Annotated in this window: 14 protein-coding genes; 8 read left to right on the top strand and 6 right to left on the bottom strand. The window is 44.4% G+C overall.

From position 1 onward, the window contains the following. Positions 1-223: 223 nt before the first annotated feature. The 4 genes from CXF86_RS11500 to CXF86_RS11515 form a co-directional block, all read right to left on the bottom strand. Complete coding sequence (locus CXF86_RS11500) at positions 224-661, bottom strand: hypothetical protein (protein ID WP_101091971.1); 438 nt, start codon at positions 659-661, stop codon at positions 224-226. Positions 662-806: 145 nt separating this feature from the next. Further along, on the bottom strand, positions 807-3185 hold the full coding sequence (locus CXF86_RS11505) for an FtsX-like permease family protein (RefSeq protein ID WP_102039038.1): 2379 nt from the start codon (positions 3183-3185) through the stop codon (positions 807-809). Continuing rightward, positions 3175-3882 carry an ABC transporter ATP-binding protein gene (locus CXF86_RS11510; protein WP_257985329.1) on the bottom strand — a complete coding sequence of 236 codons (708 nt, stop codon included), beginning with the start codon at positions 3880-3882 and terminating at the stop codon, positions 3175-3177. The genes CXF86_RS11505 and CXF86_RS11510 overlap by 11 nt, the downstream gene beginning before the upstream one ends. Next, complete coding sequence (locus tag CXF86_RS11515) at positions 3875-5146, bottom strand: efflux RND transporter periplasmic adaptor subunit (RefSeq protein ID WP_102039040.1); 1272 nt, start codon at positions 5144-5146, stop codon at positions 3875-3877. Before CXF86_RS11515 ends, CXF86_RS11510 begins: the two co-directional genes overlap by 8 nt. A gap of 166 nt (positions 5147-5312) precedes the next feature. On the opposite strand from CXF86_RS11515, the gene CXF86_RS22730 reads away from it, so the two are divergent. Both CXF86_RS22730 and CXF86_RS11520 read left to right on the top strand, forming a co-directional pair. Further along, the gene (locus CXF86_RS22730; protein ID WP_180961055.1) at positions 5313-5465 is read left to right on the top strand and encodes a hypothetical protein; all 153 of its coding nucleotides are present in this window, start codon (positions 5313-5315) and stop codon (positions 5463-5465) included. Positions 5466-5519: 54 nt separating this feature from the next. Continuing rightward, a complete protein-coding gene (locus tag CXF86_RS11520) occupies positions 5520-5993 on the top strand; it encodes a hypothetical protein (protein ID WP_102039041.1) in 474 nt (157 codons plus the stop codon). A 218-nt stretch (positions 5994-6211) separates the two neighbouring features. On the opposite strand, the gene CXF86_RS11525 is transcribed toward CXF86_RS11520, so the two are convergent. Then, entirely contained in the window at positions 6212-6751 is a 540-nt protein-coding gene (locus CXF86_RS11525; protein ID WP_101091972.1) for a helix-turn-helix transcriptional regulator, read from the bottom strand. A 192-nt stretch (positions 6752-6943) separates the two neighbouring features. On the opposite strand from CXF86_RS11525, the gene CXF86_RS11530 reads away from it, so the two are divergent. From CXF86_RS11530 to CXF86_RS11545, 4 genes are read left to right on the top strand one after another with little or no spacing between them, the layout of a single operon-like run. Continuing rightward, positions 6944-8188, top strand: a complete 1245-nt coding sequence (locus tag CXF86_RS11530) for a TolC family protein (RefSeq protein WP_102039042.1) — start codon at positions 6944-6946, stop codon at positions 8186-8188. Continuing rightward, positions 8185-9216, top strand: a complete 1032-nt coding sequence (locus CXF86_RS11535; RefSeq protein WP_102039043.1) for an efflux RND transporter periplasmic adaptor subunit — start codon at positions 8185-8187, stop codon at positions 9214-9216. Before CXF86_RS11530 ends, CXF86_RS11535 begins: the two co-directional genes overlap by 4 nt. 1 nt (position 9217) lies before the next feature. Then, positions 9218-12271 (top strand): efflux RND transporter permease subunit, encoded by a 3054-nt coding sequence (locus tag CXF86_RS11540; RefSeq protein WP_102039044.1) that lies wholly within the window; start codon positions 9218-9220, stop codon positions 12269-12271. Next, complete coding sequence (locus tag CXF86_RS11545; RefSeq protein WP_102039045.1) at positions 12268-12573, top strand: DUF3240 family protein; 306 nt, start codon at positions 12268-12270, stop codon at positions 12571-12573. The genes CXF86_RS11540 and CXF86_RS11545 overlap by 4 nt, the downstream gene beginning before the upstream one ends. A gap of 106 nt (positions 12574-12679) precedes the next feature. Here CXF86_RS11545 and CXF86_RS11550 read toward each other — a convergent pair whose 3' ends face one another. Next, positions 12680-13498 carry a sulfite exporter TauE/SafE family protein gene (locus tag CXF86_RS11550; protein ID WP_102039046.1) on the bottom strand — a complete coding sequence of 273 codons (819 nt, stop codon included), beginning with the start codon at positions 13496-13498 and terminating at the stop codon, positions 12680-12682. A gap of 100 nt (positions 13499-13598) precedes the next feature. On the opposite strand from CXF86_RS11550, the gene CXF86_RS11555 reads away from it, so the two are divergent. Further along, the gene (locus tag CXF86_RS11555) at positions 13599-14378 is read left to right on the top strand and encodes a helix-turn-helix domain-containing protein (RefSeq protein WP_102039047.1); all 780 of its coding nucleotides are present in this window, start codon (positions 13599-13601) and stop codon (positions 14376-14378) included. Positions 14379-14472: 94 nt separating this feature from the next. Next, the gene (locus CXF86_RS11560; protein ID WP_102039048.1) at positions 14473-15492 is read left to right on the top strand and encodes a murein transglycosylase domain-containing protein; all 1020 of its coding nucleotides are present in this window, start codon (positions 14473-14475) and stop codon (positions 15490-15492) included. Positions 15493-16031: the final 539 nt, after the last annotated feature.

Below are 16031 nucleotides of genomic sequence, written 5' to 3' on the forward strand. Positions count from 1 at the left end.
TTAGGCGATTTTTGGTGGAGTATGAGGCCTGTATTCAACGCATGTAACTTCGTCGGGCGTCATGATGGATGCAAGGAGGATAAGGCAGCTCTTTGACATCCATACCACCGCGACATTCGTGAACCCATTCACATCTAGACGAGCAGTCCTCCTTGCCCGGGTGTGGGATGGAGTCCCACGACGTTGCTCAGGCGCAGCCTGTGTGGACAAAGCAAAAGTCACATCAAACAGACACTTTAGAGTCCTTCCAAAATGCCTTACTCATCCAGTAAACCAGCAGTACTGCTACTGCAGAAGTCACTCCTAAAACAGACGATACACTGCTGTATAAAGAGCTAAAATCAAACGACGGTGATAGCAGATAAAGACTGATAAAAGCCAATGGCCCCTGTATTAGCAATACCGCAAAAATATCATTCGGAAACTGCGGCAGAATTTTCCGATAGCTAAAATAAATACCTGCTGCAAGCAGTAAACTCAGACCAACATCATGTATTAATAGCCACAAAAACTCTGAACTATTGCTGTGCATATCAGTATTAGATAATAAGAATCCCAACATATAACTGGCAGCGAAATCAAACGCAATTAGACTCATTCCCGCCAACAATATGCCAAATAATAGTGCGGGTAGATATTTAATGACTTTCCTTACGATCATAACCATACATCCTATAAAGACGACAAATATCAGCAACCATTAAAGCATTGAGTATGTGTGATTGAAATACTAAAGACGCCTTTCACATCAGAAGATCAATCCTCCTTGCTCAACTTCTTACAAATGACCGAAGTGAAGTCGAACCTCACCCCCTAAGTAATACGCTGATATTTTGCCTCAGTAAGCCTTTTGCCGACCACAAAGTCACTGAAATAATGAACAGTAGTGTCAAGGTGATACAAGCGCCCCATACGAGAGGCTGAAATAGAGACACGCCGATTAACGACTGGCTGTAGCTTTCTAACCCAAGAAACACGCTAAAAGTCATTACCATCGCCAGCAACGTTAATTGCAAATTCACCCATACCATTTTTGCCATAAGAGTCTCTTTTTGCCCTCCCACAGCTAACATCACCGCCCACTTAATCTGCTCACTTTTTACGGCATAACAAAACTTGTTATAAAGCGTAAATATCACTAATAAAATGATGAGTGACGCCATCCCACTCGAGGTTAAAAACAGCAGTTTTCCGGCTGAATCCGTATCTTCAATTTGTTGAACTAAACTCAATCCTTTAGCGTAACTCAGCTTAGGTGACTGTAATGAAGCCCAATCATTTAGGTGAGATGAGGTCACCTCTTTATCAGCCCCTTTACTGTAAAATACAGGGGCTATTCGGCTAGCTAAAAGTGGGTTTTGATCTTTAAGGCTTAAATACACCAGAGGTTTAGATTTTTTGGCGATCCCAAAATGAGGTGCATCACTCACAATGCCAGCAACACGAACATGCTTTTCATAGTAAAAACCTGAAAGCTTTAACGCTAACCCTTTAGTTGCTCTCCAATCATTTAAACCTAATTCGGTTGCTAGTTGTGATGCCATTGTTTGATTTATCATGACTGCATTTTCAGTCACTTCCCCCCAGGATAAGAGTGAAATACCTAACAAACTAAAGAAGTTCTTAGAAACATATAGACCATTGATGGGTTTTTCGATTCCCATAGCAGTCTCTGACTGGTATTTCAGTGATTGTGCACCTAGCTGGGTAAAAGGCTGCGATGATAGTGCTATCGATTCCCCACCAACGACCCATTCACCATCAAGCTGCGCTGAGGTCAGCATTATACTTAATCGTCCGTCAACTTTTGGCTTGTAGCTGTCAATGTCGTCAGCGATAACCACTGACGAATACTTGTGTATTTCCTGATACATCAAGCTCAAAGAAACCACCATAACACCAACAATAACGGCAAGTTGCAACACCAATGCTAGCCGACTAGATAGTTGCTGAACCTTGCTTAAATGCCCCTGTTTCCCGCGAGAGAAGATCTCTGTCATTGAGCCACTTAGCGGCATCAATGCACAGCAAATGAATAATGCGAGGGAACAAAAAACGGCAACCAGCCACAGCCAAATATTAAAGTTAAACCCATCACTAAAATAATCCAGATAAACACCGATAGTGCCAACGTAGTGAGTAATAACAATTCCCAGTAGTGGGCTTAATACTCCAACCAAAACCAAAGCGGGTATGCTCTCCCTCATTAACTGACTCATTATCCCGCGCTTCCCCCCCCCTAATGCTAGCTTTAAACTCATTTCAGAACGGCGTGCTATACCCTGCTGTGTATAGGCGGAGACAATTCCGCTAAAAATAATAAATCCAAAACCAGCCAACAGCAGTAGCAGTATCCATGCCTGTCTTTGCAAAATATCGCGACCATTAGGATTTAGCTCTACGCCATTAATTATCCAAGGCCGATAATGTTTATCGGTAAATCCCCCTTCAGGTCTAGGCGTTTGCTGCCTTAAATTGATATATGCATCTTGAAGCTGCTCAACGTCTACTTTTTGCGTCAACAGTGCAAAACCATAGCGATTACTTTCTGTCTTTAGAAAGAGATCCGGATTGTCAGCAAACATATCGGGAACACCCAGCTGTAAATAGGAGTCTGGTAACCAAATGTCTACATGAAAATCCCCTAATCTACCCATGGTCGTCGGCGCTATTCCAGCAATAAGAAAAGCGCTATCTCGATAATATAAACGACTTTCGTTTAACGAAGCGCGAGTCTCAAAATGCTGTTGCCAAAATTGTTTCGATACGATGCCTTTTTTCGCCTCAAAATTTTGCATCGAAAAAGGCGCAGACAACCCCAGCAGCTCAATTGCACTTTGTGAATAAAAGCCAATGGTTAATTTGGGTAGCTCTTTTAGTCCTATCGTCACCAGACTCGGTTGAATCGCAATACTAGCGACACTATCGACTCCAGCGATTGTTGCCATTAAATCGATATCGTAGCCTGAAGTTGCTTGCAAGTTGCCACTCAGATCTTTGTTTGCAACTGTGACGATGGGCTGTTGATTGCCGACCCATTGAGGTCGATCGCTACTCAGAAGCCAAAATAGGTTGATTACAAAGGCGATTAAGCTACAAAACAGGCACAGACTTACAATTAATAAACCCCAGATTCCACGCTGACCTCGCCACTGACGCCAGCCATAAACGACATCAAACAGCATGTTTAAACTCCAGAGGCGAAACAGCAGCTATTACACCATCATGGATTTTATAAGCTTTTTGGCAATAAGCTGCGACGTCTGGATCATGAGTGATGATCAGTACCGTTTTGCCCTCTTGGTGCAAAGCACTCAGTAATTCCATCACGTTATTTGAATTAGTCGAATCTAAATTTCCCGTTGGCTCATCGCATAAAATAATGTCAGGGTGACAGATTAGCGCTCTAGCTATGGCGACTCGTTGCTGCTGCCCACCAGAAAGCTCAGCGGGGTAAAAGGACTTTTTATCACCTAGACCGACCTTTTGTAATACATCATCAATCATTGCTTCATAGTCAACGCGATTAACAGACTTATTAAAACGTAGAGGGACTGATAGGTTCTCAACTACCGTCATGTCGGCAATCAAGTTAAAGTTTTGAAACACCCAGCCTATATGGCTATTTCGAAGCTGGCTGAATTGATAAGCCGAGAAGCTACTCACGTCTTGGTTGCAAAGAAGGTAGCTCCCTGAATCAGCTTTATCTAATAGCCCCATTATTGATAGTAAGGTTGATTTTCCGCTACCCGACTGCCCTAAAATAGCAACCATATCTCCGCTGTACACAGCAAAATCTATATGCTTTAGAACATGATTATTTCCCGCAGCATTAGTAAAAGACTTATTCAAGCCTGTAAGTTTCATGACACAGTTATTCATAGAGATCAGCCAGCATAATTTCAGAGGAGTTAACGAGGTGTTTAGGGACCTTGAGCAAAATCTTATCCCCTTGAAAGATTCCGCCTAATATCTGCATCTTATCTCCTGCAATATCACCGATAGTGACATTACGACGCTGAAATTGAGAACTGCTCTTATCGAGAACAAATAGGGGGTATTCGCGGTGGGCCCGAACGACTCCAACGGGTCTGGCGACGACGAGGGTATTTCGATGTTCAGCAATGTTAATCTTAGCCGTCACATCGATATTTGGCCTTACAGCCGCAGGTAGATTTGCGCTGAAACTTATGTCCAATTCAACACTGCCATTGTTAACCGTTGGGTCGACGCGAGAGACCTCACCGATTATTTCAACGCCCTTGAACTGAACTTGGGTTAGCAAACCAGGGCTAACGTACTCTGCATCAGCTGCCGTAATATTAATACGCGCATAATAGGAAGAAAGATCTGCAATCATACCGACAGCTCTCCCCTCTTCAACATGGCGGCCAATCTCGAGTTCATCAGCTAACTCAGTTAACATGCCAGCCATGCTCGCACGAACATTTAGCTGCTCGACCTCTGATGCCAATAACTCTTGTTGTTTAACGGCTTTTTCCATGCGATACCGAGTAGAATCATCCGTCGCTTTTCGCGTTTTCTTTAGCGTCTGAAAGCGACTCAACTCCATTTGCAACATGGCATCTTCTTGCTCCCATGCCACCTGTGCCTTATGTAAGTCGAGCGTCGAAATAACTTGATTCTCTTTTAGCTTTTTATGGGCAACTAACTCCGCATCAGCCAAGGCTAGCCGCACCTTAGCAAGACGAATTTTACCTCGTTGATCTTCCAACGCCTGTGCTGATTCAGCCTTTACTCTTTGCTGGTTTGCCAGCTCTTCTAATAAGGCCAACTCACTGGTTTCCAGCAAGCGCAATAACTTAGGGTTATTAAGGCTTAATATAATTTCACCTTTATCAACTAAATTCCCGGGCTTTTTAAACACCTCAACAATATGCCCTCCACTAAGCGCATTGATGCCACGCTGAGTTTTTGGAACAAACTTTCCATAACCAGAGACGGTAACATTTAGAGGAGAATTGATGACACTCGCGATGGGAAAATCACTATTGACGTTATCAGAAGAGAAAGCTTGACGACTGGCTAAAGTAATAAGAATAAAGATGGATGCTATTCCACCAGCAGCAAACAAAAACCAACTGATTTTATTTAGGCGGCTCCTATCCTTAGGGATTTCAAACATAATCAAATTCCATTTAATTTTATAGCTCTCCGCTACAATACAAGCAATCAAGGATTAAAACAATAACGCTACAAGCTGTTGACATAGAGACATAAAATAGCCAACATTGAACTGGTGGATATACGGATGTACTCCACATTACTATCAAATCAATCAAGGATGAAAAATGTATAAATCACTTTTAGTTTTCTCTGTGCTCACACTTAGCTCTTATAACGTCATGGCAAAATGTACCAGCATTGGAGAGGGCGGTGGTGGGGGGCAAATTTGTTGTACCGTTGTAAGTGGTACTTTAGAGTGCGAAGACTCTCTTGGCTAAATAAAACTCTAGCGGGCATTTTACCCCCTACTTTACTTAAATTAGAGACTACTTATGCGTATTATATTTTTATCACTTCTTATCTTTATGTCGATAAATGTCAGTGCTAACACATCCCAACTAATTACTCTTGGTCAGCACGACAAATTAATGATGTTAGATTCTGTATCCGAAAAACAAAAACACAAATTTCCAGCACTCTATATTTACGATACAAAGCAACAGCAATTTCTCAGCAAACAAAATGCAACCGCTTATCTGCAAGCATTAAGTGAGAACCCCCTTTTACCTAAGCTCGCTACCCAATGGACTAAAAGTACCGAACAGTTCTCTACCTCTAACGAATCACTTGCCAAATCACTACCTATGTTGAAGTTAGATAGAGCCTATTTAATCTTGTACGACAACCTTCCTGCTCCGATGTTGGCACAGTTCAAGTCGATGGACCCCGAGCTACAAGATAAAGACAGCTTACTTAAAACAATTTTGAGTCAGTTAGACAACGCCAGAAGTTATGTAACTTACTAATATCCACCGGCCTAACTATGGTTTATCAATTACCCATGATGAAGTGAGCAACTCATTGTAATTGATAAGCCCGGCAGCTTTTTTTATTGGGGGAATGCCATATTGATAAAGACAAGCCCTCCTCCTTGCTCTGCTCCCTTAAGTGGAAAGGGTTAGTTTGAGCAAAATGAAGTCTGGAAAACGTGAAAGGAATTTAGAAGGTTAGTCATCCGAACACACTAGGCTGCTTGGTTAGCTGCACTCGCCGCTAAATCCTCATTATGCTCTTGAATAAAGTCTTCCATAAACCAGGCGCAGAAGGTATGTCGACCATCGACTTCCGCCTTGCCATAGACAGATGAAGCTTGTTGGCGTACCGTTTTCTCTTTGGTTTGCCGCACCTCAGCGATCTCTTTAAAGCTTAAGCCTTTTAACAGCAGATACGCCACCTGTTGCTCACTTTTGGTAAATCCCCAAGTGTCGAACTGACTAATAACAGCTTGACTATAATCCTTACGGGCAGAGCGCATCTGGCTCGACATATTATCGATCTGCTTATCTGCTTGAGCGAGTCGAAGCGCTAAAGATTTAACCTGCCGAGACCGACGTATCAAGTCATAGCTCAAATAGACAGTCCCTATAACAGTAAGCAACACCAATATGCTTTCTTGCATGATATGCCATGCAGGGATATTTAGTTGCAAGTCCGCCATGATATCAATCAGCTTAAACAGCATGATCAACACCAACAAAACAATAATAACAACATCCTTTTTCATGGAAAAAACCACTCCTATAACCAAAAACCAACATCTATTCAGTAAACGAATATTTGAACAAAAATAATTAAAATCAGGCAATTACTTTATGGGACATATGTACCATAAGCGCTTTTATGATACACCTCACTCAAGACATTAGCCTATCAATCTCTAAACTAACGGCACACTTTAATAGCATAGAAATCACTTATGTCTGTCGTTAAGTCTTGTATCAAGATATGTCTGTTGACCGCATTAAGTAGCAGTAGTTTCTTAAGCCATGGGGCATCCAATAGCGAACTGCCACCGCTGCTAGAAATAAGCCAAGCCAGATTGAACTCCTCGCAACACAATGGCACTCAACTCAATGATGAATACGCACTTGAACTAAGCAGTTCATCATGGCTCAGTGGCCTACCGAGTATCGGCCTGAGTTACCTCGGTAGCTTAGATAATGGAAACAGTTACGAACAAGAAGTATCGCTCAATTTGCCGCTTAAATCCCTAGGGTTACGCAGCAGTGATAAGCAACTAAAGCAGCTAACTCAATCAATTCAGGGGCAACAAATTGCTTTGCAGGGCCTCTATATTTCAGGCCTGCTAAGACAAAGTATCTGGGATCATCGCATCGCATCGATGAAGCTCATGCAACTTGATCGCAAAATAAAGTTACTCGAAAAACTGCATACTCAGCAGAAAATTTTAACCGATGTAGGCGAGTTACCACTCGCGAACCAGTTGCTGCTAGAAAGGGAGTTGGTCGATATCGAACTCGAACAAATTAACCTTAAGCAGCAACAAGCTGAGGCGCTCTCTCTCTTTAGTCAGCTAACAGGCCGACATGAGATGCCAACAAAAATTGATGAAAGCTCACGTCCCATTTTTGATGCACACTCATCCACACTCACAGCGTTCAACACCGCTTTAGCACAGCACCCATTATGGCAACTGCAAACCCTGCAACAGCAACAACAGCTGTTGGTAATAAAGAGTCAACAAGCGGGGGAGCGCGATCCTTGGACACTGTCACTAACCGCTAAAAACACCAAAGATGATCAACTTGATGATCAGCAACTAGGGCTAGGCATCACAGTGCCACTTGGCTTTAGTTCAGCGCTCTCTCAAAGTGAATTATCAACTTGGCAGCAAGCTCATAGTGAACAAAACCTCAATCGTGATCGAATCTATCTGCAGTTAACAACACAAACAGAAAAACTGGCGAAACAGCAGCAAAAATTACTCGATCAACAGGTGCTGTTAAAGCGTGGTCTCTCTTTGAGTCGTACCATCACCGAAGAACTTGCCAAAGTAAAAGAGCAGAACCAAATCAGTTACGAGATATGGCTGCGTCGTTATATGGATGCGCTCGATACCGAGTCACGCTTAGTGCTTAACCAAGTCACCCAACAACAACTTCACTCCCAGCAACTGCAAGCCTTAGGAATTTCATTATGATGGCCAAGTACGGCGCCAGCCTTTTATGTTTATCAGCCTGCCTATCCACCAGCTTGGCCCAGGCAGAATCTATCGCCCTCAAGACATTAGGCAACTTAGAACTCAGCTATGTACAGCCACAAAAGGTCGCTAGCTATGAAGGTAGCGCACTTCCAGCACTGGTTGACCGATTACCGGGCAACGATTATTGGGTTAGCACGCCAGAGAATATCCAGCAGGTCACCTTCTTGGTCGGTCAGGGACAAATCGTCACTAAAGGGCAAGCAATTGTGAGATTAACCGGGCCAGAGGTGTTCCATTTCCTGGCTCAGGTCGATGCAGCAAACAGCTTATATCTGCTGGCAAAAAAACGCTATGAACGCAATAAACCTCTGTTAAGAAATGGCAGTATCAGCACCGAAAAGTGGCGAGAGATCAGTCAAGACTATTTCAGCAGTCATCTCGAGTACGAGCATATGCAACACTTCATGGAGATGGTGCTAAGCACTGATGAGATAACAGAATCCCTAGTGGTAAGCTCACCAGTGGCGGGCATCGTAAAGCTCAATCAACTCAACACCCCCTACATGGCCGACTCACAGCTGTTTTCGCTGGTGCCAGCCGAGAGTATTCGCGTCAAGGTCAATGTGCCGATGAGCCAGTCAACTTCGTTATCGGCGATTAATATCGACCAATGTCATATCGCCATCGAGTCAATATCAGCCATTGCTGACGGCGCTTTTGTTAGCGCATGGTCAATGCCCGTGCCGCAAGAATGTAACCTCCTGCTAGGTCAGCAAGCCACCGTGATACCCGAGTATCAAAAAACAGTGTACCTGCTACCGAAAAACAGTGTGTTTAGCTGGCAACAAGAAAGCCAAGTATTTACCCAAACGGCAGAGACACTAACGGCGATCAATATTGATATTTTAGGTTCCACACCTCGGCAATACATCGTCGCCAGCGACCAAGACTTAAGTAAAACCCAAGTATTATCTCAGTCGGTTGCCGCTGTTAAAGGCATATTACTCGGCTTAGGAGGCGAATAATATGCTGACCTCAGTCATCCGTTTTTCACTCACTCAGCGCCTATTTGTGCTCATTGTGGCGATGATCTTAATGCTAGCTGGTGCTCGCGCCTGGTTTGTCATTCCGCTTGATGCTTTTCCCGATATATCACCAACTCAGGTGAAGATAATTTTAAAAGCCCCAGGCATGACACCTGAAGAAATTGAAGCACAGATAACGGTGCCGATTGAGACCGAGCTGCTCGGAATACCCAATCAGGCGATCTTACGCTCAACCACTAAATATGCCATCAGTGATATCACCCTCGACTTTACCGAAGGTACCGATATCTACTGGGCGAGACAACAAGTGAGCGAGCGACTCGCCGCCGTGTGGGATAGTTTTCCAGAGAGTGTCTCTGGCGGTGTAGCACCGATGAGTACGCCACTGAGTGAAATTTTTATGTTTTCACTGGAGAACCCCAATCTGTCGTTGATGGAGCGCAGGCAGCTACTAGAGTGGGAGATCCGCCCATTGCTGCGTACCGTTGCGGGCGTGGCTGACGTCAATATTTTAGGTGGCCATGCCAAGAGCTTTAACATTAATCCCAATCCTGCGGCGATGGCGGCGGCGGGAGTGAGTTTTGCCGCGTTGCAACAGGCAATTATCGACAACAACCATAACGAAGGTGCGGGTAAGCTCACCATAGGCACTGATACCATTATCGTGCGCGCTGAGGGGCGGATCGATGATATCGACGAACTGGGTCAGTTGGTGATTAAAGCCGATGATGCCAAGGTGTATCGCCTAAGCGATCTCGCCGACATCCAAATTGGTCATTTAACCCGTTATGGTGCAGTGACTAAAGATGGTGAAGAGACTGCAGAAGCGTTAATTATCGCCCTTAAGAATGCCAACACCGCCCAAGTGGTGACCAACATTAAAGAGAAGCTGGAACAGATAAGCGCCACACTGCCAGAAGGCAGTGTGATCAACACCTTTTATGATCGCGCCAACCTGATTAATACGGCTATCAATACCATCTCTAGTGCCCTGTTTCAGGCGGTGCTTTTAGTGATTGTGTTGCTGGCACTGTTTCTAGGCAATGTGCGCGCCGCCTTAGTGGTGTCGCTCTCTCTACCACTCGCCGCCCTAATGACCTTTCTGATGATGGATCTGTTCAATTTATCCGCCAATCTGATGAGCTTAGGCGGCTTAGTGATCGCTATCGGTATGCTAGTCGACTCCTCGGTGGTGGTCGTCGAAAACATGGTCAATCTGATCGCCAGCAAGCCGCGCTTACCACGCCTGCATCTTATTTTTCGCGCGACTAAAGATGTGGCGGTTCCAGTGGTATCTGGCACCATTATTGTGATGATCGTATTCTCGCCACTGCTCACACTAACGGGGCTGGAGGGGAAACTATTTACCCCTGTGGCGGTGACTATTGTATTTGCTATGCTGTCGGCGTTGATACTATCGCTGACAGTCATCCCAGTCATCGCCTCGTATTTGGTCAATGAAAAAGCGGCCCAAGAACCTAAGGCCATCATAAAGCTTAAAGCTGCATATCTAGGCAGCTTAAAAACGGCCTTTAACCATAAAAAGCCCTTTATGCTGATCACTTTTGGCCTGCTGATTGTCAGCCTCGGGCTCTTTAGTCTAGTGGGCAAAACTTTTATGCCCACCTTGGATGAAGGCGACATCATATTACAACTAGAAAAATCGCCCTCTATTTCACTCGATGCGTCTATCGCAATTGATAAACAAATTCAGCAAACCTTGCTCGCAAAAGTCCCGGAGATAAAGCAGATGGTCGCCCGAACAGGTGCCGATGAGATGGGTCTAGACCCTATGGGGCTAAACGAAACCGATGTATTTTTAGAATTGGTTCCACGCGATGAATGGCGCTTCGATGACAAAGGGCAACTAATAGAGACGATCCGCAACGAACTGCTCAACTATCCAGGGGTAAACTTTAACTTTACTCAACCAATTCAGATGCGGGTCTCAGAAATGCTCACCGGCAGTATTGGTGATGTGGCGATTAAGGTGTTCGGTACCGATATCGACACCCTAGGCCAGTTAACCGCACAAATAGAGCAGTTGGTGAGTGCCACCCGCGGCAGCATCGATGTCAAAATGTCGATGATAGAGGGCAGCCCCTTTATCAACCTCACCCTAGACAACGAACTGGCTCGTGGCTTTGGCATGAGCACCATGGAGTTTGCTCGCTACCTCAAGAGTCAACTCGAAGGGGTGATGGTAACCGAAATATTACAGGGCAAGAAACGCACCCCGGTATTGATTGCCAATAATCAAAGCAGTTTAAGTAGCATCAATGAGTTACAACATCAGCTGCTAGTGATGCCCGATCACTCATTAAAACGCCTGACTGATGTCGCTAAGTTAAGCTACAAAGAGGGGCCGATTTTGATTGAGCGCGAGCAAGGTGACCGCTTCTCGGTGATCACCACTAACGTACAAGAACGCGACATAGTCAGTTTTGTTGAAGAGCTTAATACTAAAATTGCCCAGCAAATCCAACTCCCCAGCGGCTATAGCGTGAGCTTCGGTGGTGAGTTTGAAAACCAGCAGCGTGCCACCAACAATTTGCTATTAGTGATCCCCATTGCTATCGCGCTGATCACCCTAATCCTATTCACCACCTTTGGCTCGCTCGCCAAGGCCGGACTGATCCTTGCCAACGTCCCGTTTGCGATGATGGGCGGTATCGTCAGCCTTTATCTGTCGGGCGAATATCTGTCAGTGCCGGCATCGGTTGGCTTTATTGCCCTGCTCGGTGTGGCCGTCCTCAATGGCGTGGTGATGGTTAGCTACTACGAGCAGACAAAGCATCTCTTTAGCGATCTATTGGTTCGGGTCGAACAGGGTGCCGCGCGACGTTTGCGCCCCATCTTGATGACGGCAACGACGGCCATGTTTGGTTTGATGCCACTGGTATTTGCCTCTGGGCCAGGAGCTGAGATCCAAAAACCGTTAGCCATCGTGGTCATTGGTGGCTTACTCACCTCGACCATCACTACACTTTACCTATTGCCAATCCTCTATTACTGGCTGGAGAAACGTCGATGAACACAGAACAGCTATTAGTGCTGATCGCACAAAACGATATTAAAGACGATATTGTCGATACCCTGATTGAGTTAGATTTCTTATCAGGCTTTAGTCTGGGCAATATCTGTGGCTTTAGCCGCGAGCACAGCCACTTTAATATCAAGGAACAGGTGGAGGGATATCGGGAATTTTGTAAGTTTGAGATTATGCATCCCACCGCCCAGCAAGATGCGCTTTTACAAGCTCTTGCCGTCGTGTGTAAACACAACCCCTGTCGCTACTGGATCATGCCAATCCAATTGACTGGAACTCTTTGTTAATCGAGAGTCGAATATTTAGTCCATGGGATATTCACTTTCCCATGGACTAAACGAGTCTAGAATTTACGCTACCCAGCCTAAATAAGCATTTTTTGAAGAGTTCCCTTTAGACTACTGCCAATATGTTGAATAGCATCTTTAAGCTGATCACAAACAACAGTAGACCGAATAGCTTCTTGAGCAGCTGTTGAGGGATCCTACCCGATAGTTTCACCCCCAAAGGAGCGGCTAAAAAACCGCTTATCGATATAATGACCACCGAGGGGAGATGGATGAATCCTAACGCCCAAGGTAATGCTGTAGAGGTCCCCCCGTAAGATGTCATCCCATTAATGACATAACCACTAGTGCCAACAATAGCGATTGATACCCCAATGGCTGCTGAACTAGCGACGGCCTTTCTGATATTAATGCCTTGCTTCACCAAATAGGGAACAATTAACGAGCCCCCTCCTATCGCGGTTAACGTCGACACGGCGCCAATGACAACCGATACTAGATTGCTAAGCCCTCCTTGCTGCTCTATCGCTTTTGGTGGCTGTCGATTTAACAACATACTCAGTGATAGATAACCCATAAATGCAGTAAAGAATAATGAAAGTAGTAGCGTATTCAGGACTGATATCAGTAATGCCGCCAACACGCTGCCTAATAAAATAAACGGCACCATATTCTTAACGACTTTCCAGTCAACATTTTGTTTTTGATGGTGCGCGCGTGCACTTGAAAAGGTCGTTGCAATAATAGAAGCCATCGCAGTCCCTAAGGACAGATGTACAGCCACATCTGGTTGCACACCTCTGGATAGAAACAGACTCGCCAAAACGGGAACTAAAATGCCTCCTCCCCCAACGCCAAGTAAGCCTGCAATAATACCAACACTTCCCCCTAAAACAGACAACAGCAATAGATCGATCCAAGTCATATATAACCCCCTTCCACAATAAGATGACAAGAGATGTTACATTGATACAGCAACGTCCTATTATCGAATATAAGACGACATATATCGACTAAAGGACAATATGAAACTCAGCCCATCAGATGAATCCTTTAAACCAATGGCTAGACCGATTGTTTTAGTCAAAAGGAGCCTCAAAAAAGGCGCTGCCATTGAGTTGCATCAACATGCTTGGGGGCAGCTCTTATACGCCCATCGCGGAGTGATCCTTGTAACAACAGCCACAGCAAAATACATTTGCCCTGCAGAACAAGGTGTCTGGCTCCCTTCCCATGTCGATCATGAAGTGTTGGTGTTAACCGATTGCGAACTTAGCAGCGGTTATTTTGAGCAACAACAAACCCCAAAACTACCAAATTTTTCTCAAGTAATCAGTATTTCACCCTTACTAAAAATGCTCATTATTGAAGCGCTCAACATACCTGCGAATTACGAATGGCAAAGCCCTGCTGGCAGACATTTAAGATTGATCCGTGACTTCATGACCCTTGCTCCCGCCGTTGAAACCAGCTTACCGTCTCCCACTTCGGTAAAGCTGCTGTATATTGCACAACAGCTCAATGAAACACCTGAGGATATTAAGAGCTTAGAGGAATGGGGCAAGCTGGTTGGCGCTTCGGCTCGAACGCTTTCTCGCAACTTCAAGAAGGAAACCGGAATAAGTTATACGTCTTGGCGCCAAAGATTAAAAGTTCAGGCAGCGATACATCGACTTTACCGAGGAAAATCGGTCACCGAAATTGCTTTTCAACTGGGTTACGAAAGCCCATCCGCTTTTATTTGTATGTTCAAAAAAAATACAGGCATAACGCCCAGTAACATTATCACTAGGTCATCGTTATAAAGACTGAGATTGATAATAAGGCTACTAAAAAATGACTAGGTTGCGCTCATTCCCCATGTATAATCTAATCACTGAAACTATAACACGCTGATAAATGTCTAAATATCTATTCCTACTACTGTTAATCCCCTTCTATTGTGCCCATGCTAATACGCTGGATCTAACAAAATATGATACCGATGTCGCTGCATTATTACGAGAATACCAAGGGCAAGATGTAAACTCGCGGCCAGTGCTGCCATCAGTATTAGTATTCAATGAAAGTGAACAGGCCTCAACCTATGTCGACTTTAAACGCGGCTTAATTCTGGTTGAGACTCGTAGTAAAGCGCAGCTTAAACAAGCTGTGGTGCAGGTGTTATTGACCCAAATAGACCCTAAAGTGATTGATGCACAAACCGCGCAAGACTTTGGCTTAATCAGCAATAAAAAGAAGCCGTTTTTTTGGGGGCAGATAAGAGACCAAGAGAGTAAACCGATTGAGTTCGAGTGGCGTGCCTCGCGTTACGCTGATTACTTAGTCAATAACAGCCAAAAAATTAACTCGCGCTTTCGCGTCGCTATCTACATGGTTAAAAATCACAGCAAAATTGCCAGCGGTAAATACATTAACTTTGCCCGTAACTCAGGCCAAAAACATGGTATCAATACTGACCTGATAATGGCCATTATTGAAACTGAAAGCGCGTTTAACCCATTAGCAAGATCGCGTTCCAACGCATTAGGATTAATGCAAATCAAAGCCAATACTGCTGGCCGCGATTACTTCTCCTTAGTGAAGGGCTATAAGCACACCCCTTCTTCAGCTTACTTATACGATCCTGAAAAAAATATTGAAGTCGGTACCGCTTATTTAAAGATATTATCAAGCCGCTACCTATCAGGTATTCACCATCCTAAGAAGCGCGAATATGCGGTGATATCTAGCTATAACGGTGGTGCCGGTAATCTCTGGAAGAGTTTAGATTCACGAGGCAATCGTACTAAAGCGCTGGCACGGATTAACAAGATGACGGTCAGTGAATTTTATTGGTTCTTAACCCATCGACACCACCGCCAAGAAACCCGTAACTACTTAAAGAAAGTCAGTAGTAAACAGAAAAAATATCTCTAGAGCATGATTAATATTCCATTAAAAATGATGGTCGTTATTCTGCGGCGCTATGGCTTGAACCTTAATCGCTAACTCCCTAAAATTCAGCAGTTGAGTATGGCATAGTTCCTCTATGGCTCACCCCGTCATGCATACCGCTCAAGAAAATTGGCGACTAAGTAGGAACCGAACATTTTTGCATATTGCTGAACAATGACCCCCATAACGAGGAGACAGGCAAAGTCGCATCATTTACAGTCTTCACGCCATCTCTATCCTTAGGCGTTGGAAACTAAAACATGACATTTTTTGATCAAACACTCCTAGTCAGTATTTAAGCGTGGGCATTAAAGCTCCCATCTCCCCAATTGAACACCAAACAGCTAAAGAACATTAAAAGCAATCACTTACATAACCATGCATCACTATGTTGCCGATAACTTCAGGCAAAGTGACGAATTGCCACTTTGTAGTAACGTCACAGATACACCACCATTTAATAAAACTGTACATAAAACTGAAAATTAACTACAACAAGAGGCCCGAATAAACTAGCCAAG

The sequence above is a fragment of the Shewanella sp. GutCb genome (assembly GCF_002836135.1).
Taxonomy (GTDB): domain Bacteria; phylum Pseudomonadota; class Gammaproteobacteria; order Enterobacterales; family Shewanellaceae; genus Shewanella.